This is a genomic window from Flavobacterium sp. AG291, from assembly GCF_003350375.1.
In the GTDB taxonomy this organism is placed as follows: Bacteria; Bacteroidota; Bacteroidia; order Flavobacteriales; family Flavobacteriaceae; genus Flavobacterium; species Flavobacterium suzhouense.
The window spans coordinates 140,543-164,472 of sequence record NZ_QQAR01000003.1; the positions used below are offsets into that span (position 1 = coordinate 140,543).

Sequence of the window (23,930 nt, forward strand, 5' to 3'; positions counted from 1 at the left end):
CGCTTGTTTTTGGAGTAATGAGTAAGTTAAAGTAAGTTTAAATAATGGTTTTTAAAATATTATTAAGAATGTTCAGGGATAGATTTGTCTCACTAACATTCACTTAATTTAATTTTAAAAGACATGAAAAAGATCAATTTATTTGTGAGCATGCTTGCAGTTGCGGGCTTAGGATTTACATCGTGTAGTGATGATGATAACAACAGCACTAGCGAAAATGTAAAGATTGAAGGAACGTATAACCTAAAAGAGGTAAATACAGCTGCTGAAACTGATTTCGACCAGGATAACGATTCTCATATCAATCAGATGGAAGAATCAGATTGCTACAACAACGGAAGAATCGTTTTAAATTCAGACAATACATTTGAATATAAAATTACCGGTATTCTGGTAAGTGGTGGTGAAGCAGGTTGTGCAGAAACAAAAACAGTAACCGGTGTATATACTTCGCAACCGGCAGCTGATCCAAACAATGCACTAATTACGTTAACTTATGACGATAACGGACAGACAGCAACACGCCAGTTTACTAAAATTGGTACAGAGCTTAGTTGGTCTGATAATACTATATTGTCTACATACCCAGACAGGAATGACGAAGGTGCGGCCGTACTTGTACCGGGAGCAACCGAGTATGTTTACAAAAAATAATTGCTAAACAATTGCTATGAAAAAAAACGGATGCTTTAGCATCCGTTTTTTATATGATCTCAGCACTAAGGCCAGCTTCCAGCAACAAAGTACACTGAGGCTTTAAATCCTTTAATTCGCCGGTCTTAACAGTGCATTTTCCATTGTAATGCACTATAAGAGAGCATTGTTCGGCCTGTTCTGCCGTATGCTTGCATACTCTCATTAAGGTGTCGATAACATGGTCAAAAGTATTTACATCATCATTATACAACACTATCTCGTTATTATTGCCAACTGCTTCTTCAACGAGTACCTCTTCTAATACTTTTTCTCTTGTGCTCATCTTCAAATACTTAATCTAAAATGCTAATTTACATATTTTAGCGAAACCCAATTGTTCCTGCTGAATTTTTTTGCAAAGGTAAGCCCTTTTTCTGTACACGAAGCATCAATTGCCGGAATGTCTTCTTCATAAAAGCCGCTTAACAGTAAAATACCACCTTTGTTCAGGCAGTCAACATACTGCTGCATATCGTTTAATAATATGTTACGGTTGATGTTAGCAATAATAACGTCATACTGTTTGCCTTCTAACAAGGCGGCATCACCTTCATATACACTAATATGGTGACAATTATTGCGCTCGGCATTTTCTATAGAGTTCAGGTAACACCAGTTATCAATATCTATAGCATCAATAGGCTGGGCGCCACGCATTTCGGCAAGAATAGCAAGAATAGCAGTGCCACAACCCATATCCAGGGTCTTTTTGCCTTCAAGTTCTGTTTCAAGCAGGTGCTGAATCATCATGAAGGTAGTTTCGTGATGCCCGGTACCGAAGCTCATTTTAGGCTCGATCACGATATCATACTTAGCGTTTGTCTTTTCGTGAAAAGGCGCACGCACGCGGCAGGTGTCATCTACATCAATCGGTTCAAAATTCTTTTCCCATTCTTCATTCCAGTTAACCTGTTCGATTTCTTCAAAAGTATATTCGATTTTAAAATCGGGAGAGCTTAAAATGAAAATATCTTCCAGAATATTTTCGTTCCAGAACTGTTTTTGTATGTAAGCCGAAAGCCCATTTTCAGTCTCAATGAAACTTTCAAAAGGTGTTTCGCCTAACTCGGCAATCAATATTTCAGAGCCTAACTCTTTGGGTTCTACCGTAAAATGGTATCCAATATATATGTTTGACATAACTTTAATTTTCCGCAAAGGTAACATTTAGGTAACATTGCGTAGTAATAATTAATATTAAGTTTGCGCAAACTTTACAGTGCCTCCGTATGAGAAGAAAGTCTTACTAAAATCGACTCGGGAACAATGAAAAGTAAACACGAAATAACATATAATTTTTTGAAACACTCTTAAATGAAAAACATTTTTACGTTATTAATTATCCTTATTGGTTTTAGTGCAATGGCACAGGATCCTATCATTAAGAAGACCACTACCGATAATGACCTTAAACTATCTGCGCTTCCATATTATAATTATGGAAAAGGAGTGGGGCTTACCTCACCGGATAGTATCTTTCAGTTCAACATCCGTTTCAGGATGCAGAACCGTGCTACGTATATACAAAATGAAGATGAAGATGGAGCAATTTCAGCAGAGATACGTCGTTTAAGGCTACGTTTTGATGGTTACGTAGGTAACCCTAAATTCATTTATGCGATCCAGTTATCTTTTGCTCCGGGCGATGTAGGGCCGGCACAGGATGGAGAAAATATTAATATAATTCGTGATGCGATTGTGTTTTATAGGCCTAACAAACACTGGAGTTTTGGTTTCGGACAGACGAAACTTCCGGGTAACCGCCAGCGTGTAAACTCATCGGGTGGTCTTGAGCTTACTGACAGAAGTATTAATAATGCAAGATTTACCATAGACAGGGACTTTGGTTTCCAAGTGCACAATCAGCGTGAGGAAATGGATAAATTTTCTTATGCAGCAAGGGGGGCAATAACCACCGGTGAAGGAAGAAACTCAACAGACAAACCGGATAACGGACTTGCCTATACAGGTAAATTAGAATTATATCCGTTAGGAGCTTTTACTAAAGATGGTGCTTTCTTTGAAGGGGATATCAAGAGAGAACCTAAGCCTAAATTCATGGTTTCGGGCGCGTATCAGTACAATGACCTTGCAAGAAGAACAGGCGGACAGCTTGGCTTGGATCTTTTTGAAAAAAGAGATATGCAGACATTACTTTTAGACGGTATGTTTAAATACAACGGATGGGCTTTTATGACAGCTTATATGCAACGTATGGCCAATGACCCAATTACGGTGAATCCTGATGATGCAACTGATACTCGTTTCATTTATACAGGTCATGGTTATGACTATGAGCTAAGTTACGTTTTCCCTTCCCACTACCAGATTATTGGTCGTTTTTCAACACAAAAGGCACATAAAGATATCGCTGCCATAGCTCCGGACGCTAATCAGTATACAATAGGTCTTACCAAATATGTATGGGAGCACGCTTTTAAAGCGCAGCTGGAGTTTACCTATGATGAACTAAACTATTTTGATAATTCTTCAAAACATAATTTCTACGTACGTTTCCAGGTAGAAATAGGTATATAGTATTTGATATATAGTATAATAAAACCGTCCCGCATTGCGGGACGGTTTTGTTATGTAAAATACCCATTGACGGGTATTTAGACATTGAGTTAACTTGTCTATTTTAGCATTTTAAATGCGGATTATGATAAGATATGTTTTTATAGTATTCTTTTTGCTATTAACCGGATTAGGGTACTCTCAAGCCAACTCCTTAATTGGTAATTGGAAAGCTGTTGCTATTAATAATGGAGAAGTCTATTATGATTTCAAAAAAGATTCTATTTCAATTTTATCTGATGATTTAAAGGAAATGTATGATGATGAATCAAAAGTTGATGTTTTAAAACAACTTATGAAAAGATTGTATGGTAATGCAAATTTTGAATTTAAGAAGGACGTTTTAAAGATGGAATTTCAATCAGGAATGATAATAGAGTCAAAATATAACAATGACGTAAAACGTGATGTCATTGTTATACAAGATAAAAATAGCCTGAATGAAATTGTTGATGAGGAAATGCAATACAAATTATTTGATAACAGACTCCATCTAAGTTTTAATTTTGAAGAAACTCCGTGTTTATTTATTCTTGAAAAAGTAAAGTGAGTTAATATTCAAGTTACAAAATCCTGCTTCGGCAGGATTTTTTGTTAATAAGGCGGTATAGAGTAGTTGCGATGAAAAATATCCACTTATATCGTTTTAATTTTAATAAATTTGCAATGTTTAATAGTTAATTCAATATGTTACAGACAGCCGAAAATACCCTTACGGGAACATTAGAGCAATATTTCCAGAAATTCAGGAATAATATTGTAGGTATAGGGCAGGAATTCGTTTCGCCATTTGGCAAAAAAGAAATCGTTTATACCGACTGGACTGCCAGCGGAAGGCTGTATCGCCCTATTGAAGAAAAACTATTGAACGACTTTGGTCCGTTCGTGGCTAATACCCATACTGAAACTACTGTTTCAGGTACGGCTATGACCAATGCGTACCACGAGGCACGCCACATCATTAAGCACCACGTTAACGCGAGTGAAGACGATGTGCTTATTACCGATGGTAGTGGTATGACAGGTGTGGTAAATAAATTCCAGAGAATATTAGGGCTTAAAGTACCTGAGAATCTGAAAGCATTTACTAATGTTCCTGAAGAGAAAAAGCCCGTGGTTTTCGTTTCTCACATGGAGCACCACTCTAACCAGACTTCATGGCTGGAGACTATTGCTAAAGTTGTGCTTATCCCTGCTTGTCCTGAAGGGCTTATTTGTCTTGACAGTTTTAAACAATTGCTTGAAGAGCACAAAGATCATACATTAAAGATAGCGTCGGTAACGGCTTGTTCTAACGTAACAGGGATTAAAACACCTTATCACGAAATTGCTAAACTGGTACACCAGTACAATGGTGTGTGTTTTGTAGACTTTGCCTGTTCAGCACCTTACGTTAAAATTGATATGCACCCTGCTGACAGCGAAGCTTACCTTGATGCTATATTCTTTTCTCCGCACAAATTCCTTGGCGGCCCTGGTACATCAGGGGTGCTGATATTCAACAAAAAGCTATACAAAAACATGGTGCCTGATCATCCGGGTGGAGGGACAGTAAGCTGGACTAACCCTTGGGGTGAGCACAAATACCTTGATAATATTGAGGAGCGTGAAGATGGTGGTACGCCGGGCTTCCTTCAGGTTATAAAAACAGCTTTGGCTGTTAAGCTTAAAGAGCAGATGGGAGTTGATAATATCCTTAAGAGAGAAGAGGAGATCGTTGATTACGTTTTCGATTATCTTGGTAACATTCCTAATCTTAATATTCTTGCGCCTCAGCATAAAAACAGGCTGGGTGTAATTTCGTTCTATATCGACGGACTACACTTTAATCTGGGTGTAAAATTGCTTAACGATCGTTTTGGTATACAAACACGTGGCGGATGCAGTTGCGCAGGTACTTACGGACATTACCTGCTTCACGTAGACCAGGAGCAGTCAAATTATCTTACGGAGAAAATCACTTCGGGTGATCTGATACAAAAACCGGGATGGATAAGGATGTCTATCCACCCAACAACTACCAATGCCGAGATACAATACGTTTGTGAAAGCATTAAGGCTGTTGCCGAGAATTTTGGTGAGTGGTCTAAGGATTACAATTACAACAGGTCAAGCAATGAATTTAGCCATATTAACGCTTCTAATTCTGAAAACGACAGGATAAAAGAGTGGTTTACGCTTTAGTAGTTTTAAAGGATATTCTGAATTTAGTCCCGGAGGGACGTCATATTTATAGAAAAATTTTATTCCGATGATAAAGAGCTCCGGAGGAGCGGTATAAAAATATGCCGCTCCTCCGGAGCTCTTTTGTTAGGTTTTTTACTTTCTATAAATATATCGCTCCTCCGGAGCTAATAAATTAAAGTGATTAAGCCGGATCGTTTTTTCGGTGTTTAAAACGTTTGTGTGTCCACAGGTAATATTCAGGAGCTTCGAGTATCTGCTGCTCAAGCATCCTTAGAAATCCATCGGTAACTTTATAATCGGGAATTTCCTTTATGTTTTCAACAGCCACAAAAGCAGCGGAATAATGTCCTCTTGAAACCTTGCTCACTTTGGCGTAAGCCATATTCATATCCTGTTTTTTGGCAAGCATTTCACCTCCTGTAAAAACAGGAACTTCCATGCCAAAAAACATAGCCCAGTGCAGTGCTTTGCCAAGTTTAGGAGATTGATCGGCTACAAAGCCATAGATACCCTTTACTCCCTTGCGTTCGTTTTGGCGTATTACAGGAATTGTTTCTCTTGTTCCTATAAGCTCAGTATTGAATTTGCCACGAATTTTACGGACAAGACTATCAAAATACTTGTTCTTTATTACTTTATATACACCATAGCCTTTGTAAGTGGTAAGGCGTCTGTTCATGATAATAAGCCATTCGTAGCTTGCATAATGTCCTAATAAAAGAATTATGCTTTTACCCTTAGCTTCAAGATCTTCGATTACCTCATAATTCTCAAAAACATAGCGTTTTTGCAACTCTTTATCGCTAATGGTAAGGGTTTTTGCCATCTCAAAGAAACTGTCGGTAAAATGGCTGTAAAACCTTTTCTCAATTGCTTTGAGCTCTTTGGGGCTTAAATGACCCAGTGTAAGGCGAAGGTTTTCACGGACGGTTTTTTTACGATAGCCTATGATACGGTATATGATGAAACAAACGATATCCGAAAAAAAGTATAAAATCCTGAATGGTAATATAGAAATAAACCAGATGAATGGATATAGCAGTAAGTAGGCGAGAAGCTGCATTCTTATTTTTTTACAAATATACGATATAAGTTTGTTAAGGTGTTTCCTATAGAATCAGGATTGACTAAATTTACACATAAAACTTATACTTATGAATTTGCCCCTTGTTCTTATCGCAATGATTGTGATAAACGCTATTGTGAGCTATAAAGGCTTTAATGATATCTCTTTTTTCAGAAAATATGAATTTCATATAGGAAGCATCAGGGCTGGAGAGCAGTACCGTATGTTTACATCGGCTTTTCTGCATGCCGACTGGATGCACCTTGGTTTTAATATGCTTACGCTTTACTTTTTTGCTCCGGTGGTAATATACAATATTGGAACCCTGGGTTTTCTGCTGGTTTATTTTGCGAGCCTTATTTGTGGCAGTCTGCTTACACTGAGTTTTCATAAAAACGAACCTTCGTACCGAGCGATAGGTGCTTCAGGTGCTGTTATGGGAGTGTTATTTTCTTCAATACTAATCTATCCTGATATGCAGGTTAATTTTATGCCGGGTTATATTTTTGGTATAGTTTACCTGTTATTTACTATTTATGGTATGAAAACAAGAGCGGGTAACATAGGCCACACTGCCCACTTTGGCGGTGCTATTGGCGGATTTATAATTACGCTTATTCGTATACCGGATATTCTTTTTCATAACACCATGGTAGTGATTTTGTTAGCTGTTCCGGTAGTGATTATGTTGATCATGGCGAAAGCAGGAAAACTGTGATGTCACCAAAACTGGCACGTAATTTGAAAATCTAAAAGAAAAATAAATCAATCATTATGAAAAGAATTGCATTAGTACTATTATTTGTTACGTCATTAGCGGGGGCTCAGGTAACACAACAGAATCAACAACCGCTTATTAATGTTTCAGGAGAAGGAAAGATCATGGTAACGCCGGACAGAGCTGATATTACCGTAGGTGTGGAAAATGTTGGTGCAGATGCCAACGATGTCAAGAAAAAGAATGATGCCACTATTGATGCTGTGATTAAATACCTGAAAAGCATTAAGCTTCCTGCTGAAGATTATCAGACACAAAGGGTAAACCTTTACAGGAATTACGATTACAACAAAAAGAAATACAGCTATACAGCTTCTCAAACCATTACCATACACCTAAAAGACCTTTCTAAATACGACAGTATGATGATGGGGCTTGTAGATGCCGGAGTAAACAATATTCAGGGGGTGGAGTTTAAAACTTCCAAACAGGCACAATATGAGTCGGAAGCCCGCGTTAAAGCTGTAGCGGCAGCCAAACAAAAAGCAGCTGATTATGCCGGAGCGCTGAATCAGAAAATAGGGAAGGCGGTTACTGTAACCGATAATACGCAAACCTATTATCCAAGAATGATGGCAGCAATGAAATTTAACGATGCTGAAAGTGCAGATATGCCAAAAGAAACACTGGCTATAGGAGAGATAACCGTTACGGCTAACGTAAACATAAGTTTTGAGTTGAATTAATCTTAGTATATTTAAATTGAAAAAGCCCGGTGCATTGCGCCGGGCTTTTGTTGTTTAATCTGTTAAGGCTGTAAAGGGTTTATATTCAATCCATTTCCTGAGTATGTTTACACGTTCTTTTACAAAACGGTCAGTGTAGAAAGTATTGGACCAATCGTCAAAATTCTCATGCTGAAAGCCAAAATAAAACATCCAGAATCCAAAACCAAACCATTTCATGTTGTTTATTTCAAGATCGCTTACGGGTCTGATTGTTTTGTAGGCATTAAGAAATATGCTAAAGCATCTGTCGGCATCTTCACGGGTTCTTTTTCCCAGCGAAACATCAAAAAAGTAATGGATATAAAAGGTGGTTATATCATAGATGAGATAGCCTTTTCCTGCAAAATCAAAATCAAAAAAAGTTAGTTTATCTCCAAAAAAATGAAAATTTTTAGGTAAAAAATCAAACTGGCAATAGCCTGTTGGTAATTTATCTAATGGTAGTTTTTCAAGTTCGGTTATTGCCTTATTTGCCAGTTCTGTTAACACGATATATTCTTCCGGCATATTTTTGAAAGCCGGTTTTACTACAGCCAGAGGGTGTCTTAGTGTCGTGTCTATATTAAATTCAGCCCGGCTATAATCTAATTGTATTGTTGCTGATACATTATGAAACTTTGCCATTTCTGTCCCAAGAGTTTCCAGTTGGCTGTCGGTAAGATTATATTCCGGTTCGCCTTCGGCATAGGTAAAAAGCATACCAAAACGTTCTCCTTCTGCTGCGGTAAAAGGGGTAAGCATATTTCCTTTTGAGTCAGGGATGGTATGAGATACGCTTACATCACTTTCTTTTAGAAGGTTCAGCAGTTGAGCTTCGCCTTTTATTTCTTCTTCAGAGCGATGGCTGCTGCGATATATTTTGAAAATATACTTACTGTTTTCCGTTTCAACTACATAGGTGTCGCTTACATTATGTATGAGTAATTTGCAGGAAATAACCTTTAAATTATATTGAACGGCAATATGATCGCCAACGGCAGATGCTTTTAATACAGAGTATTGAGTAGGGAAGATATTCATAAATAGGCAGGTAAGATAAAAGGGGAAGCAAATATAAAAACAAAAAATTGTCTGTTATTTCATTTCAAAGTATATTTGCAGCATATATGGCAATGATGTCTGCCTTGAACTGCTTACAAATCAATTTGAAGCTGATGACGTCTGTTAATGGCTAATGCCAGTATAGATGTATTTAATTAATTCAAGGTATGAAAATTTACAACTTCAAAAATTACATTGCCCGTATCTCTCAAAGTTTTTATTTATTATATATCATCAAATGGCTGCTGCTGTCGATTGTTATTGGACTGTCAATTGGTTCGGCCTCTGCTTTTTTTCTTGTCTCCTTGAACTGGGTAACCAACTGGCGTGAAAGCCATGTATGGATCATTGCGCTTCTGCCATTGGGAGGGCTGGCAATTGGTTTAATGTATCATTATTGGGGTAACAGTGTAGTAAAGGGAAATAACTTGCTTTTAGAGGAATTTCATTCTCCTAAGCAGATAATTCCTTTCAGGATGGCACCGTTGGTGCTACTTGGAACATTGTTAACGCACCTTTTTGGAGGATCGGCAGGCAGAGAAGGGACGGCAGTTCAGATGGGAGGTGCTATTGCAGACCAGTTTACCCATTTTTTTAAGCTTAGACAGGAGGATAGGGGTATAATTCTTATAATGGGTATCAGTGCAGGGTTTGCGTCCGTTTTTGGAACACCGCTCGCAGGGGCTGTTTTTGCATTAGAAGTTATGGTGCTAAACCGTATAAAGTATGATGCTTTGCTACCAAGCCTAATAGTCGCTCTTATCGCAGATTATACCTGTACAGCGTGGCATGTAAAACATACACATTATGCTATTGATGTCGTGCCTGGATTAGCTCCCGATACTCTATTATGGACGATTATAGCAGGAATTTTGTTTGGGCTTGCTGCTATGCTTTTTTCAAAGGCAGTATATTTTTTTACTAAAGTTTTCAGGCATAAAATTAGTTATCCTCCATTAAGGCCTTTAATTGGCGGTGTTTTTATAGCATTATCAGTTTACTTGATGAGTACTACCGAATATATAGGGTTGGGTGTTCCCGTAATAGTAAGATCGTTTGGAGAGAATTTGCCGGTTTATGCTTTTATGATAAAATTGCTCTTAACCACTTTTACTATCGGAGCCGGTTTTAAAGGGGGGGAAGTAACACCTCTGTTTTTTATTGGGGCCACTTTAGGAAATGCCTTGTTCCTGATTTTACCTTTACCAATGGCGTTTTTGGCAGGAATAGGATTTGTAGCTGTTTTTTCAGGTGCAACTAATACTCCTATCGCCTGTACAATAATGGGTATCGAACTTTTTGGCATAGAGGCAGGTGTTTATATAGCGTTGGCCTGTTTTGTGGCTTATCTTTTTTCAGGATATACAGGAATATATAGTTCTCAGAATCGAGTAGGTGTTAAGTATTTGTTGTATGAAAAGATAAAAGGTAAAAGTTTGAAGGATTTGTGAGGAGTAAAGATTTATCGGGAATTGGGGGGATGAACATGAAGAACGTTTACGATCGCTCATTTTAAAACGTCTTGATTAAATTATAGAACTCTAATCATTACTGAGAGTTTCTTGTTTTATATAATAAAGTAGCCATTTTAGAATTACGCATGTAATGCGCTTTAAATTTTCAAAATCAGATATCCTATTTCATTTTGACATATTTGAGGTGATATATATGTAAAGTAAAATCAGTTAATTTGTCCACGTTTACCACGTTCAAATCATTCTGCAAACTGGCAGCATAATTTTTTAAAGTGCTTGAATTTCTTGGATTTTAACAAACAGATGCGACAGAACCTTATTTAGCGATTTTACTGATCATACCATTAAATATAAAATAGTGAAATGGAAGCACTAAATACCAATACATCCTTCCTGCCAGGCCAAGTGGGCGAAATGTAGCTGTTTGGTATACAGTGTTTCCTTTAATTCTAAATTCCAGCCATGCTTCTCCCGGCAGTTTCATCTCGGCATACAGCAAAAGCCTTTTCTCTTTGGGATCTGTATAAATAACCCGCCAAAAATCCAAAGTATCGCCTGCATTTACAGATGATATATTCCTCCGCCCCCTTTTGAGGCCTACACCACCAAACAGCTTATCAAGAAATCCCCTAAAACTCCAGAGCCAGTCGGCATAATACCATCCTGAATATCCCCCAATGGCAAAAATGCGCTCGGCTGCCTGCTCAGGATCTTTAGTAGTTGCTGTCTTGCGGTCTGTGAATACACCGAATTCAGGTACCTGTATCAGCTTTGAGAGTTTTTTACCTGCCTGCAGATTTCCCATAGCATCTTTCCAGCTGGATAACACCATGTTCTGTTCTATCTTATCAAAAGCAATACGAATAGCCTGACGGTACGGAATCAGTGTAATGCAAAGCTGTTCAGCTAATTTATTGCGATTGGCTACAACGTCTACCTTCATGCTCTCCACGAGATTAGCTGCGAGAGAATAAGACGTGGAGGTGACAAAATAAAGCCAGTAGGAGGAGAGGCGTGGTGTCATGACGGGCAGGGTAAAAATATGCCTTTTGAGGCCCCTTTCCTTTGCAAACTGTAAAAGCATTTCCTTATAGGTAAGTATATCCGGCCCATAGATATCAAAATGTTTACCGAAAGTGGATTCCTTTAGCAGGACACCGGAAAGGAACTGTATGACATTACGAACTGCGATAGGCTGGCATTTTGTATGCAGCCATTTTGGTGCAATCATGACAGGAAGCTTTTCGATAAGGTCACGGATGATCTCGAAGGAGGCGCTGCCGGATCCCACAATAATACCTGCTCTTAGCGCGGTCAGGGGAATAGCTGAAGAGGCCAGTATCGTTTCCACATTTTTGCGTGAGGCGAGGTGCATTGATAATTCCTGCTCGTTCACTATGCCTGTAAGGTAAATTACCTGCTTTGTTGCTGTCTTATTTATAGCATCGACAAAATTCCTGGCAGAGCGTTCTTCCATCTCACTGAATTCTCCGCCTGAACTCATGGAATGGACCAGATAGTAGGCTGCGTCAATGTCATCAGCAAAATTAAGGCTGGATGAATCCAAAAGGTCCGCTTCCATAACGCTTAACCGTTTCTTATAGCCGTATTTTGACGTGTCTAAACGTGAGGCATCCCTGACCAGGCATATCACTTCATGCCCATTTTCCAGAAGAGCGGGAAGAAGGCGCTGTGCTATATAACCGGTTGCACCTGTCAACAGTATTTTCATGCATTAGAGAGTTAGGCGTTCTTTTACCTATAAAATTATTAAATTTTGTTTAATTTTATTACTTGTTATGGTTAACAATTTCATATGTTTTTAATTTACCCCAGAACATGAATAACATTAAAACGATATTTTCAATAGGTGATCTGGAAAAGCTTTCGGGAGTAAAGGCACATACGATCAGGATATGGGAAAAACGATATGGGTTGTTGTCACCAGAGCGAGGCAGTAACAATCTTCGTTGGTACGGCCTTGAGGAACTTCGCAAGCTCCTTAATGTCGTTTTGCTGACGGATTACGGGGTAAAGATATCTAAAGTCGCGAAGATGGGTACATCGGAGATTGAGATGATGGTCGGTGAGATCCGCGTTGGAAGACAGGATGTTAATCATGCTATACATCTTTTTAAGCTGGCTATGATGACCTTTGATCAGCCACTTTTTCTTGATGCTACGGATCACCTGCTGGCAAAGATGCCATTTGAAAAGATATTTTTGAACTACTACATGCCTTTTCTCGAAGAAATCGGAATAATGTGGCAGGCGGGGACTATTGAGCCTGCACATGAGCATTTTATCAGCTGCCTGATTCGTATGGTAATCATGCAACAGATTGCTTTAAGCAGCAAAAAGGTCAGAAAAGGTATTGCTGCAAAATATGTTCTGTTCCTGCCCTTTGGTGAAATCCATGAACTCGGCCTTATTTTTTTGCAATACTTGATTACTGCCCGTGGTGAGGGTTGTGTATATCTGGGTAGCAATATCCCGCTCGACAGCCTTTCAGAACTGATGCGGCTATTTAGGAATATAACATTCATTACCTATATGACCGTAATACCGGAAGAAAAACCGTTAGATATGTATGTCGAGACCCTTCTGTCAATGGTGAGGGGAAACGAGTCGGAACTTTGGATTGTGGGGCGCAGGGCTTCTGAATTACTAATCGGCGAGCAGGAAAATTTGAAAAGGTTTAACGCTCTGCACGATATAGTATCAAAATTATCATAGATTCTTACCGGTCGATAATGGTTTATTCGTTGTGGAATGAATTGTTTAATTATATTTTGTTGAGCCTAATTCCCGGATATTAGAATCGGAAAGATCATCTGACCGCATAAAATCTAGATTCCTGATATATATGTACCGGCTTTTCCGAAGTACTACTTAAACAAATTCTAATTTTTTGTTTAATTATTTACGTCAATTATGTAAACAAAATTTTTCATTTTAATTTTGGGATACAAACCTAAAAATAAAATATATGAAAAGAGATTTTTTTAGGAAGGGAGTGGCAATATTGGCACTATCCTTCATTCCCTTGGTATCGTGTAGTGATGATGACAGCGACACGATGCAGCAGAACAATACGATAGCGGATGTAGCTTCGTCAAATGCAAATCTTTCAGTGCTTGTGGATGCACTTGACAGGGCAGGCCTGACTGCTACCCTGGACGGGAATGGCAGCTATACTGTATTTGCACCGACTAACCAAGCATTTACTGCTTTTTTACAGCAGAAAGGGTTTGCTAATCTTGAAGCTGTTCCGGTACCCATACTTAAAGAGATACTTCTCAATCACGTCGTTTCAGGTAAGGTAACCTCCTCATCGCTTACTACCGGATATGTAAAGACCATGGCAAAGGGAAGCGCATCAAGCTCCAATACGCTAAGCATGTATATCAATACAGCTAACGGTGTCGTAATTAATGGAGGTGCTTCTAACGGAGGTGCGGCCGTGACCACTGCTGATGTAATGGCAAGCAATGGTGTGGTGCATATTGTTGGCAATGTAATCGATTTACCAACGGTAGCCAGCCATGCAATTGCCAATCCTGACTTCTCTATACTGGTTCAGGCATTGACAAGGGATGACCAGCCTGATTTCGCGGGGATACTTTCCGGAACCCAAAACTCACCTTTTACGGTATTTGCACCAACCAATACTGCATTTGCAAGTTTACTGACAGAACTTAACCTTTCAGGATTAGCGCAGATTCCCCAGGCTACTTTGGAAAATACACTTAAATATCATGTGGTAGCGGGACAGAACGTATTGGCTGCCTCATTAATGGACAACATGACGGTAAACACGTTCCAGGGTGGTAGCTTTACAGTTAACCTAGAAGGCGGGGCTTCCATAACGGATGCAAATGGCAGGGTATCAACCATAACCGCAACGGATGTACAGGCTTCAAACGGCGTTGTGCATGTTATAAACAAAGTACTCCTTCCGCCGATGTAAGCTGACAAATTTAAATTAAAAAACTAGTCTTAAACAAATCAATGTGTATCATTACAATGGTACTCATTGATTTGCTGGTTATTGCAATGGGGTGAATTAATTATTGACTATAACTATTTATGTAAAATGCTATAAAATAACTTGATCACTAGTAATTATTTTCGCAGTAATTACCCTAATGATATATTTAATATGTACTCGAAATCTATTATCCTTGTAGAAGATGATAGTGATGACAGGGAGCTATTTTGTCTTATTGTCCACGAAATGCCTTCTGCTATTGAATGTATAGAATTTTCAAATGGCAAGGATGCATTTGACTATCTCAAAACTACAGACAAACTACCAGACATCATCTTTACGGATCTCGATATGCATCTGATGTCAGGTGAAGAATTTATTATTGAGCTTAAAAAGGAAGGCAGGACCAAAGATATTCCTGTTTATATTTACACGACGCCTTTTATGTTCGGGCATACCTCAGACATTATTAAATCAAGTGTGACAGGCTGCGTTTTCAAAAACAGTGATTTTAATGATTTTGAAAACGGTTTAAAAACGGTATTACAGGAACATTATGGCAGTTCAAAGGAGCCAAGCTGATTTTAAGTATTGCATCAGGCGTCGAAAGCTCCGCAAGCAATGTATTACACAATTGATTAAAATCCTCGTGTCTTTCGAGTTTGGGAAGGATACCTGGCTAATGCTATTCTATGATATTCGATTTCACAGCTGCGCATCACACACTGTTGGCTATTGCGACTTCCAACTAACGATGCTTGGTTTTTCAACTTCCAATAAAAGCCACTTTAACTATTCACTTGTTTGTTTGTCAGCCAAAATCAATCCGTTTCAAAGTTAAGGTCTTTAAATATTTCCCGGGTGATGATCTTCGTATTGTGAATAACATCCTGAAAGGTGCACTCAAGCATTGCAAGTGGAAAAGAAATCCCGTCGCTCATTTCAGTGAGATCCATCGTGAGCACAGTACTGTCCGACAGATTGGGAGAGCCCGTAAGCTGGCCAAATAGTGCTGTCACTTTTTCCTTGTTTTTCCCAAGACTATATGTGGCATACGAATCAAAGCCAGTAAGCGTTTTGATATTGAGTGATATATAATATAAATTATCCATAATTTCAATTTTTATATTATTACTTAAATAGAATTATTTTCAATAGGTGACAATCGATAAATTAACTTTTGTATAATGTTGAGCCATATAGAAGTGAAAAGCATTGTGCAGGTAATTACCGATAACGTTATCTGGTAGGTAGATTTCCCGACCAAGCCTAATGACAAGGCCATTGTAACAAGCACAAAGCTAAACTCGCCAATCTGCGATAACAGTGCGCCACCGTAGAGGCTGTCCCGCCAATTGTTGCCTGTAGCCCTAAAGAGCACCGTATTTATTAGGCTATTGATTAGAAGCACAGAAACTGTCACCAAAAAAATCGTCCCGGCGTTGTTTGCGAAAAAAACAATATCAAGCTGTAGCCCAATCGCCAGAAAGAAAAAAGCCATAAAGAAAACCCGAAATGGTAGTATCGATTTTTCGAGCCATCGGGTAGCCTTATCCTGACTTATTACTATACCTGCCGCGAAAGCACCTAAAGCTGGTGAAAGCCCAAACCAGGCGCTGAACCAAGCCATTCCGAAGCAGATACAAAAGCCGACAAATACCTGAAAGTCGTGATCCGCCAGGATTTCCCTGCCCATGGGAATACTGAACAGTTTGTGTTTAATGGCCGCATTCAAAAAAAGCAAAATAAGTATCCCGCCTATACAAACCTTAACGATCTCAAAAGGCGAGGCATTACTGCCGGACATCATATTCAATGTCAGGATCATTGGCACCACTAAAATATCCTGTATCAGCAGAACTCCGCAGGTAATTATACCCAATTGACTGTTGATTTCCCCAGTTCTTTTCAGATATTGAAATACAATGGCCGAACTGCTTAAGCTAATGATAAAGGATGTAAGAATAATTATTTCGGTACTCCACCCGGCCTTATCTCCAACAAGGAACATACAGGCAAAGCTGAGTGCTAGCTGCACCAAGGCTATCAGCAATGGTTTGTAAAGGTTTTGACCAAGAGCGCGCAAGTCGATATCGGTGCCAATTGTAAACATGAGCATGACTATTCCTAGTTCACCGAGTTCCGAAACTACTTTCGGTTCATGAATAATATTCAGGAAAGCCGGCCCCAGGAGCAGCCCCGATAAAATGTATGCAATAAAGTAAGGTTGCTTTAATTTGCGCAAAAGAAGGATTAATAATAAAACGACGAAGGACAGCACTGCCATCCCTGAAAACAATTGCGATGACATGGGTATACGTTTTTAATAAGTGAATAGCTGCCCGTGTGGACAGCTATTTCATTGAGATAAAATAAATCGGATTATGAAATTTCAATCATCCTCGGAGGCTTCTGTTTTGCTTCTTCTTTCTTAGGAACGGTGAGAAGTAGCAGCCCGTTTTCATAACTGGCAGTGATGTGTTCTTCGTCTACCACATCCTTAGGTAATTCAAAGCTTCGCTGGAACGATTGGTAGCTGAATTCCCTGCGGGTGAAGTTTTCCTGCTGTGTAGTCTGCTTATGCTCCCTGACAGATGAAATTGTTAATAGGTTACCATCTAAAGTGATATTAAAATCACTTTTCTCCATTCCTGGCGCGGCTACTTCCACTTCGTAGCTGTCTGCAGTCTCTTTGATGTTTACCGATGGCAGTGTTGTGCTTGTGGATGAGAAGTTATTGTTTTCCCAATTGAAAAGCTCACGGCCAAAGATGTCATCAAAAAACAAACGCTGAAAGCCCGGTAATTGGCTTCCGTTTCTTTTAATTAGATTCATAACGGTTAACTTTAAAATTGTTAGACATTAAATTTTGAACGTCCACCATCTCGGTGATAATTGCAAAAAAACCAAAATTGTGCCATTCTAAGAAAATGACATTTTTTCAGATTTCATACTGAAAAAATGTCAAGCGGCGCATTAGCAATGTATACTAATCAACATTCAGCCGATGCATTAGTTTTTGGATCATTTTTTTCAGCCTGGACCTATAATCCTCCTCTAGCCAGCTCACGTAGTTCCTGGTGGCGTTTTCCATACACTTGCAATATTGCTTTACCCTCCATTTGATCTCCGCATCCAATTCATCGGCTAAATGTAACGCCGCTGTTATTGTTTCAGCATTTTCGATGCACATGATCGCATGCTGCCGTATTGAATCGCGCAGGACTATCTTAGTTTTCTCATTGCGCTCTAAAGCTAAAAGGTAAGCCGATTCGATGTCAAACGACAATTCCCGGGTCTTCGGAAACATGGCACGAAGGCCAGTGCTGATACTGTGAGATTCATAGTCAGAACTTTTAGCCCTTTTGCTGCTATAATTTTCAGGATTCTCAAAAATATACTTCCAGTCCATTGGCGCATCCCATTCACCAAAGCGTTCGGTATTATTGCCAAGATCAACAATTGAAAATGTCCTCTTATTACTCATCCTCCTGGCCCCTCGTCCAATCATCTGGTGGTATAGCGTGAGCGAATTGGTTGCCCTATAAAGTACAACAGCCTGGACAGAAGGTTCGTCAAAACCTGTGGTAAGCAGCGAAACAGAAGTTAATATTGCACCTTTGGTTTCCTTAAACCACTTAAGAACGGCAATACGCTCGTCTTTTGGAGTTTTGTTGTCCAGGTGTCGGATGGCATAACCCGCTTCGGCAAAGAGCTGATGTACCCTTTTTGAAGTAAATATCCCATTATTGAAAATCAAGGTTTTCTTTCCGGTACAATGTTCTTTATAGGCATCCATCAGCATCATTAGCATAGCGTCTGACCCGTACAATACATCGGAGCTGGCGACTGTGTAATCGCCATGCGGTGCAGTTACCAATGAGTGGAGTTCGACATTGTATTTGAACGTTCGGGGTTTGGCTAAATGGCCCTTCCCGATAAGTGACTGGATGTCCTGTCCCACTATAAGCTCACTGTAGCTCTTGTTTAATGGCATGGTACTATCGGAGCTGAGTGGAGTGGCGGTTACACCGATTACAATTGCATTTTTAAATCTTCCTAAAAGCTTGTGGAAAGAGTTATGGTGTGCCTCATCAATAACTACCAGTCCCACGGCATCTGTGTCAAATTCCTTCGATCTTATCCTGTTCTTAAGAGTCTCGATCATAGCAACGACACAATGTGGCTTTACTCTGGGCCTTTTCTTTACGTTGCTTGTGTAAGCAAGCGCATTTATTCCATTCCTTTTTAAAACGGCTGAGGTTTGGCGGCACAACTCAACCCGGTGGGTGAGGACCACAACCTGCTTATCATTCTTTTGGATATATTTTTTAGCAATTTCCGAAAATATAACAGTTTTGCCACCACCGGTTGGCAGCTGGTACAATAGCTTTACTCCGGGTTGCGAAAATTCAATTTTTGAAAAAAGCAACTCTATATCGTTGTGCTGGTAGCCATATAATTTGCGATGCACCTGTGGCGTTTCACCGGTTAGATTTTCCATGGTCTGGTACTTTTTTTAAAGATATATTTTGTCGTACAGCTTCTCGATGGTACCGTATGTCTGCCCTTAACAGGGCGACGAGGTACTTTGTATAAGTACAATTCAAATTACAAAGAATACCGTTATTGGCATGAAGGTTTAAGAAAACTTTAGTCCATTAGAAAAGCGGGTTTTCATAACATGGAAAACTTCGGCGATCGGTCCGGCTAAATGTTGCAGCTAACGATAGTTAAAAAATTGTGGATACATCACCTCGTAAATTGTAAATTATTTATTGTCAGATCGTTAATGATTTAGGTGCCCATCTGCTTTTTTGGGTGCTTAAACTTAGGAGGCTTGTTCGTTCCCTATGGAATATACTGACTAACAGCAGCATTGACTTTCTCGTTGCCATATTTGAAATCGGCAGGCTCTGCTATGGATAATACAAATGAGATTTTGCACCCACGAAAAATTTTTCTGTGACACTTAAAATTCATAGTACGGGCATTCGTGCAAGCAAATTCTCAATACTAACATTCGAAGTCTAAATGGATTTTGCAATTTGCAATATTATTAGTAAATCCCTTGTAATGCATTTTATATTGTGTCGATTAAAGTTATCCGATGGGGTAATTAGCGACTTTTGAAGGGTTTTACGCCTGTTATACACGAATGTATTGTTTATTTTTAAAAGCCTGAAAATCGTATGGCGAGATAATCGCCATATTTTTACCGGAGACCCTTTCGATTATCGAAGCGAGCAGCACATCATTTGTTTTTTGCTGCACCTCTTACTGCAATACTTCACCTCGTCCCAGTTCTTTTTCCATTTTTTTCTCCAGGTAAAAGGACGGTTGCAAACCGTACATATTTTAACGGGCAGATTCTGTTTTTTTACTTTTTTCAACGCTTTGAAATTTTGTTGCCGGTCAACCTTTGTCGGGTACATTTAAAACGGTTAATACCGCTGCTGCGTTTTACCGCATGCTTGGTTTTGCAGTTTTCAACCCTCTTTCGCCATAGCCTGTAGCTGGAGAACTTCAGCTGGGTTTTCATAAAGTTTTTCACGTCATCTTCCCTAAGGCCGAACTGATGGTAAATCGCCTCAAAAGGCGTTCGGTCTTCCCAGGCCATCTCTATTATTCTGTCGGTATCCTCTTCTGAAAATTTGTTTTTCATTCTTATTAATCCCTTTACTTGTTTTATTTTATAATGGTTCCCATTCCTCCGTTAATCCCGAAAACCTGCCCTGTTATCCAGGTAGACTGTGTAAGGAGATGATTTGCAAAGAGGGCGATCTCCTGTGGTGAGCCTATATTTTTTAGCGGATGCCTTTGTTTATTAGCTTCGACTTTTGATTCGTTGTTCAGTAATGCCTGCGCCATTGGAGTATCGGTAAGGGAAGGAGCTATGGCATTTACCCTGACATTTGGAGACAACTCAGCTGCCAGAGCGCGTGTCAGCCCTTCTATAGCACCTTTAGACATAGCTATACTGGCATGATAGGGTAGTCCAGTTTGTACTGCGACACTACTAAGTAGCAATATTCCTGCGTTTGGAGTGTTTTTTATGTTGTTTATATAACTCTTTATAAAACCAAATGCGCTTTTGGCATTTATAGCAAAATCCCTCTCAATATCAGAGGCTGAGAGTCTTTCAATAGGTTTGAGGGTAATACTTCCGGGGCAATATATAAGGGCATTGGCTTTTCCGGAGATTTCCGGTAATTTTTCGTCCGATAAAAAGTCAAAAGGCAAATGCCTGTAATTTGTATTGCCATTAAGCGCTCCTGCTGTACGGCTTAATCCGTATACTATACTGTCTTTTACCAGTATCTTAGCAAGCTCTAAACCAATACCACTGCTGGCGCCCGCGACTATATAGGTGTTAACTGAAGTATTCATTATAATTGTTTTTTACTGTTTTGAGGTATTTTGAGTAGGAACTAAAGCTTTCTGTCACCTCATCAGCCAACCATTCCCTTTGTTCTGTAACGGCATCTTTGTAATTAAATAAGGGATGCTCTTTTGTGATAAATGTGTTGTTGTACTTTTCTTTCAGCTGGCTATATTCGCCAACATAGACCTGTATGTTTTTTATGTTGCCGGAGAGCTGTAAGATAAAGTCCAGTACTTTTTCACTTACCGGGTATTTTTTAAAATGCGAAGGTTCCAGCAGTAGAATGCGGTTTACCTCTTTATCGGAATGCCAAGTCAGATCCAGGTTATAAGAGTTGTACAGGAGTATAGGGGTACTGTTAATTTTTAAATCCTGATTTTCAGGGAGTAGGGTAGTAAAGCTTACATTGCTGCTTTCAGAGAGTGCTATTATCCTGTTTACCTTTTCAAGCTCCTGATACGAGTAATCTAAAAAAGTATCTTTTTGCGATGTTCCGCAAAACCGGTTAATATTTTCCTGGTTAGCGATGTATTTTTTTCCGTTGCGCAAACCGTAAACCCATTGCCAGCTGTAATAATTACTTGCCACATCCCCGTCCAGCAGGTAATAGTACATCCACTGTGCCGGTGCGTCGTAATAATAACCCGCCATGTTGCAAATAGCAGCCGTATACATCCGTACATGATTGTGCATATAACCTGTTTTGTAAAGTTCTGCAATACTAAAATCTATTGCAATTATTCCGGTTGATGCCTGCAGTAATGCGTTAGGCAGTACCTGCGCTGAGTTTGACGGGAGGTATAAAGGGTTGAAAATGTCTTTATTATTTTGTAATAATCTTTGAAAGTATTCCCTCCACAAGAGTTCTTTTAAAAATGTTTCGGATTCCTTAGCACTATATTTATTCCGAATGACTGAATAAATAAATTTTGTGCTTACCACACCGCGCGAAATATAGGGCGAGAGTAGTGAAACAGCGCCGGTAGTATAATTTCTTGTTTGTGAATATACTACAGGATTTATTGCAGCTATTCGATTTACTATTTCGTTATATTTTTGGGAGAATACCATCATAGCTGTAAAAAGAGTACCGTACTTTTAGAAGTACGGTACTCAAGGTTCAGAATTAAAGCGTACTACCTTTTAACTATTATTTTTTGTTCACTTGTTGTGCTTCCGTTTGTTGACTTAACTATATAAATACCTTCAGAAAGCCCTGATACGTCTATAGTGTTACCTGTTGTGTTTACTACCTGTCTTCCAAAAGCGTCGTATAGGTGGTGAGTAAGGTTTGCAGTCAAGTCATATCCTGTTATGGTAATTTTGTCTGCAGCAGGGTTAGGATATACACTGAATCTTTTTGCCTCAAACTCATTAGTATTTAAAGTTGTCAGTGGTAACTCAAGCATAGCTCCTCCTGCACTGGTGACTGCCCATAAGCCAAAAGCCGGACCATCACTGTTGGCCGATGGGTCTAAAAAACCACTTGCCAATACCGTCAGGGATTGTCCTTGCAGGGTCAAGGTGCTTAATGGCGCCTGATAGGAGGCCACAACTGTTTCCCCGTCTGCTGTTGCTATGCTAATTATGTAATCGGCTGTAGGCAGCTCTAAATAATCATTAAAGTTGCTATACTCCAAATCATCCACAATGGTACCTGCACCAACAGCCTGCACATCAACAGTAGGGGCATCGGTTGCTCCGTGGAATACCAATACATCGGTATTTGTTTCGATTGATGCCATCTCCCTTGCCATAGGGTAGACAAAAAGGCCGAAAGGTTGAGAAGGGCTGTATCCTGAATCGCTTATAATCCCGTTGGCTACTACGATATATTTTCCGCCGGGTTCAAGGGTTACGTTAACCGAGTAAATATTGTCTTCAACCGAACTACTAGTTGAGGGAGCAATACTTAAAGTTATTGCTTCACCTGCCGGTGCATCAACAAAAGGAGATGCTGTCCTGAATGCAAAATCATCCAGCAGGAGTGTTTCGTTAAGATAAACATCTACGATTTGAGCGGCAAGGTCGCCAGCATTGTGAAGTACCTGTACCCGAGCTGTCTGATTGGCAAGAGGAAGTTCAATCAGGTCCCCGCCTTCAGCAGTAGCTACCCATAGTCCAAATGAAGGACCGTCACTGTTTGTGGAAGGATCAAGAAAACCACTGGCCAAAACAGTGAGTGCTGTACCCTCAAGATTTAGGCTTGCTAAAGGCACCTGATAAGACGCTACAACAGTCATACCTGTCTGGTCTGTTATATCCAGTATGTAGTCCTGGGTTGTCAGTTCCAGATAATCGGAGGTAAATGAAGGATAGGAGAGATCATTAACGACAGTACCGGCCGGAATGCTGGTTTCTACTGCATCAACAGCAGGAGCATCCGTAGCCCCGTGATTTATCAGTATATCGGTTCCTGCAGAGAGCGCCGTTTCACGGGCACCGCTGAAAACAGAAAGTTCAAAAGGCTGGTTTGGACTGTAGCCGGTACTACTGACTATACCATTAGCCACCAGGATGTACGTTTCGTTTTCTGTCAGTGTAGTGTTTAGTGTATAAATACCATCAGCAGCAGAAGAGCTGTCGCCAGGCGCCACCACGATGGATATTGCTTCACCTGCCGGTGCATCAACAAAAGGTGTTGCGGTCCTGAAAGCAAAGTCATCAAGAAGTATCATACCATTCAGGTATACATCAACGGTTTGTGCGGCAAGATCTGCACAATTATGAATTACCTGTACACGGGCGGTCTGTGCTGTGGCACAGTGAAATGCTAAGAGAAAAATAACTGTAATAAATGTCGTAATTTTTTTCATGGCTATCTATTTTTTTTGTTTAAACATTTTTTAAAATTAGTTAAACAAAATATTTTTTTTAGATATGTTAACATTTAAAAGGTAAATAATTAACTTTTGTTTAACCGGATACTTGTCTTTTCAGTTTATTGACATGCGATACACGGTTTAGAGTTTAACAATTTCCCAGGCAGCCCTGCACATCAAGGGC

At 39.6% G+C, this 23,930-nt stretch carries 24 protein-coding genes and 1 riboswitch; of the genes, 10 read left to right on the plus strand and 14 right to left on the minus strand.

The window, feature by feature from the left end:
- Window positions 1-123 precede the first annotated feature (123 nt).
- The gene (locus DEU42_RS04700; RefSeq protein WP_114757133.1) at window positions 124-654 is read left to right on the plus strand and encodes a hypothetical protein; all 531 of its coding nucleotides are present in this window, start codon (window positions 124-126) and stop codon (window positions 652-654) included.
- Window positions 655-703: 49 nt separating this feature from the next.
- Here the strand turns inward: DEU42_RS04700 and DEU42_RS04705 are convergent, their stop codons facing one another.
- The gene (locus tag DEU42_RS04705; RefSeq protein WP_114757134.1) at window positions 704-979 is read right to left on the minus strand and encodes an ATP-dependent Clp protease adaptor ClpS; all 276 of its coding nucleotides are present in this window, start codon (window positions 977-979) and stop codon (window positions 704-706) included.
- 23 nt (window positions 980-1,002) lie between these two features.
- The gene (gene prmA, locus DEU42_RS04710; RefSeq protein ID WP_114757135.1) at window positions 1,003-1,836 is read right to left on the minus strand and encodes a 50S ribosomal protein L11 methyltransferase; all 834 of its coding nucleotides are present in this window, start codon (window positions 1,834-1,836) and stop codon (window positions 1,003-1,005) included.
- Between the two features lie 174 nt (window positions 1,837-2,010).
- Between prmA and DEU42_RS04715 the strand changes: the two genes are divergently transcribed.
- The 3 genes from DEU42_RS04715 (at window position 2,011) to DEU42_RS04725 (ending at window position 5,457) form a co-directional block, all read left to right on the plus strand.
- A complete protein-coding gene (locus tag DEU42_RS04715) occupies window positions 2,011-3,234 on the plus strand; it encodes a porin (RefSeq protein WP_114757136.1) in 1,224 nt (407 codons plus the stop codon).
- A 124-nt stretch (window positions 3,235-3,358) separates the two neighbouring features.
- Window positions 3,359-3,823 carry a hypothetical protein gene (locus DEU42_RS04720; protein ID WP_147278063.1) on the plus strand — a complete coding sequence of 155 codons (465 nt, stop codon included), beginning with the start codon at window positions 3,359-3,361 and terminating at the stop codon, window positions 3,821-3,823.
- 137 nt (window positions 3,824-3,960) lie between these two features.
- A complete protein-coding gene (locus DEU42_RS04725; RefSeq protein ID WP_114757138.1) occupies window positions 3,961-5,457 on the plus strand; it encodes an aminotransferase class V-fold PLP-dependent enzyme in 1,497 nt (498 codons plus the stop codon).
- A 184-nt stretch (window positions 5,458-5,641) separates the two neighbouring features.
- On the opposite strand, the gene DEU42_RS04730 is transcribed toward DEU42_RS04725, so the two are convergent.
- On the minus strand, window positions 5,642-6,523 hold the full coding sequence (locus DEU42_RS04730) for a lysophospholipid acyltransferase family protein (RefSeq protein WP_114757139.1): 882 nt from the start codon (window positions 6,521-6,523) through the stop codon (window positions 5,642-5,644).
- 91 nt (window positions 6,524-6,614) lie between these two features.
- Between DEU42_RS04730 and DEU42_RS04735 the strand changes: the two genes are divergently transcribed.
- The gene (locus tag DEU42_RS04735; RefSeq protein WP_114757140.1) at window positions 6,615-7,244 is read left to right on the plus strand and encodes a rhomboid family intramembrane serine protease; all 630 of its coding nucleotides are present in this window, start codon (window positions 6,615-6,617) and stop codon (window positions 7,242-7,244) included.
- Between the two features lie 56 nt (window positions 7,245-7,300).
- Complete coding sequence (locus tag DEU42_RS04740) at window positions 7,301-7,990, plus strand: SIMPL domain-containing protein (RefSeq protein WP_114757141.1); 690 nt, start codon at window positions 7,301-7,303, stop codon at window positions 7,988-7,990.
- 54 nt (window positions 7,991-8,044) lie between these two features.
- Here DEU42_RS04740 and DEU42_RS04745 read toward each other — a convergent pair whose 3' ends face one another.
- The gene (locus tag DEU42_RS04745) at window positions 8,045-9,052 is read right to left on the minus strand and encodes a phosphotransferase (RefSeq protein ID WP_114757142.1); all 1,008 of its coding nucleotides are present in this window, start codon (window positions 9,050-9,052) and stop codon (window positions 8,045-8,047) included.
- A 79-nt stretch (window positions 9,053-9,131) separates the two neighbouring features.
- Window positions 9,132-9,203, plus strand: a riboswitch (Fluoride riboswitch).
- 37 nt (window positions 9,204-9,240) lie between these two features.
- Between DEU42_RS04745 and DEU42_RS04750 the strand changes: the two genes are divergently transcribed.
- A complete protein-coding gene (locus DEU42_RS04750; protein ID WP_114757143.1) occupies window positions 9,241-10,524 on the plus strand; it encodes a voltage-gated chloride channel family protein in 1,284 nt (427 codons plus the stop codon).
- Between the two features lie 340 nt (window positions 10,525-10,864).
- Here the strand turns inward: DEU42_RS04750 and DEU42_RS04755 are convergent, their stop codons facing one another.
- A complete protein-coding gene (locus tag DEU42_RS04755) occupies window positions 10,865-12,280 on the minus strand; it encodes an SDR family oxidoreductase (protein ID WP_114757144.1) in 1,416 nt (471 codons plus the stop codon).
- Window positions 12,281-12,387: 107 nt separating this feature from the next.
- On the opposite strand from DEU42_RS04755, the gene DEU42_RS04760 reads away from it, so the two are divergent.
- The 3 genes from DEU42_RS04760 to DEU42_RS04770 all read left to right on the plus strand — a co-directional run bounded on the left by DEU42_RS04760 (window position 12,388) and on the right by DEU42_RS04770 (window position 15,121).
- The gene (locus DEU42_RS04760) at window positions 12,388-13,284 is read left to right on the plus strand and encodes a MerR family transcriptional regulator (protein ID WP_114757145.1); all 897 of its coding nucleotides are present in this window, start codon (window positions 12,388-12,390) and stop codon (window positions 13,282-13,284) included.
- A gap of 253 nt (window positions 13,285-13,537) precedes the next feature.
- On the plus strand, window positions 13,538-14,518 hold the full coding sequence (locus DEU42_RS04765) for a fasciclin domain-containing protein (protein ID WP_114757146.1): 981 nt from the start codon (window positions 13,538-13,540) through the stop codon (window positions 14,516-14,518).
- A gap of 192 nt (window positions 14,519-14,710) precedes the next feature.
- Window positions 14,711-15,121 carry a response regulator gene (locus tag DEU42_RS04770; RefSeq protein ID WP_114757147.1) on the plus strand — a complete coding sequence of 137 codons (411 nt, stop codon included), beginning with the start codon at window positions 14,711-14,713 and terminating at the stop codon, window positions 15,119-15,121.
- A 239-nt stretch (window positions 15,122-15,360) separates the two neighbouring features.
- Here DEU42_RS04770 and DEU42_RS04775 read toward each other — a convergent pair whose 3' ends face one another.
- The 9 genes from DEU42_RS04775 to DEU42_RS04815 form a co-directional block, all read right to left on the minus strand.
- On the minus strand, window positions 15,361-15,651 hold the full coding sequence (locus DEU42_RS04775) for a hypothetical protein (protein WP_114757148.1): 291 nt from the start codon (window positions 15,649-15,651) through the stop codon (window positions 15,361-15,363).
- A gap of 23 nt (window positions 15,652-15,674) precedes the next feature.
- Window positions 15,675-16,850, minus strand: a complete 1,176-nt coding sequence (locus DEU42_RS04780) for a cation:proton antiporter (RefSeq protein WP_114757149.1) — start codon at window positions 16,848-16,850, stop codon at window positions 15,675-15,677.
- Window positions 16,851-16,921: 71 nt separating this feature from the next.
- Window positions 16,922-17,374: an Hsp20/alpha crystallin family protein gene (locus DEU42_RS04785; RefSeq protein WP_114757150.1), complete on the minus strand. Its 453-nt coding sequence runs from the start codon at window positions 17,372-17,374 to the stop codon at window positions 16,922-16,924.
- Between the two features lie 154 nt (window positions 17,375-17,528).
- A complete protein-coding gene (locus DEU42_RS04790; protein WP_114757151.1) occupies window positions 17,529-19,043 on the minus strand; it encodes a DEAD/DEAH box helicase in 1,515 nt (504 codons plus the stop codon).
- A gap of 730 nt (window positions 19,044-19,773) precedes the next feature.
- Window positions 19,774-19,974: a DUF2256 domain-containing protein gene (locus DEU42_RS04795; protein WP_114757152.1), complete on the minus strand. Its 201-nt coding sequence runs from the start codon at window positions 19,972-19,974 to the stop codon at window positions 19,774-19,776.
- A complete protein-coding gene (locus tag DEU42_RS04800; protein WP_114757153.1) occupies window positions 19,929-20,204 on the minus strand; it encodes a TIGR03643 family protein in 276 nt (91 codons plus the stop codon). Before DEU42_RS04800 ends, DEU42_RS04795 begins: the two co-directional genes overlap by 46 nt.
- Before the next feature lie 23 nt (window positions 20,205-20,227).
- Entirely contained in the window at window positions 20,228-20,929 is a 702-nt protein-coding gene (locus DEU42_RS04805; RefSeq protein ID WP_114757154.1) for an SDR family NAD(P)-dependent oxidoreductase, read from the minus strand.
- Window positions 20,913-21,998, minus strand: a complete 1,086-nt coding sequence (locus DEU42_RS04810; protein ID WP_114757155.1) for an FAD-binding domain-containing protein — start codon at window positions 21,996-21,998, stop codon at window positions 20,913-20,915. The genes DEU42_RS04805 and DEU42_RS04810 overlap by 17 nt, the downstream gene beginning before the upstream one ends.
- 62 nt (window positions 21,999-22,060) lie before the next feature.
- Window positions 22,061-23,740, minus strand: a complete 1,680-nt coding sequence (locus tag DEU42_RS04815; RefSeq protein ID WP_114757156.1) for a DUF4397 domain-containing protein — start codon at window positions 23,738-23,740, stop codon at window positions 22,061-22,063.
- Between the last annotated feature and the right edge of the window lie 190 nt (window positions 23,741-23,930).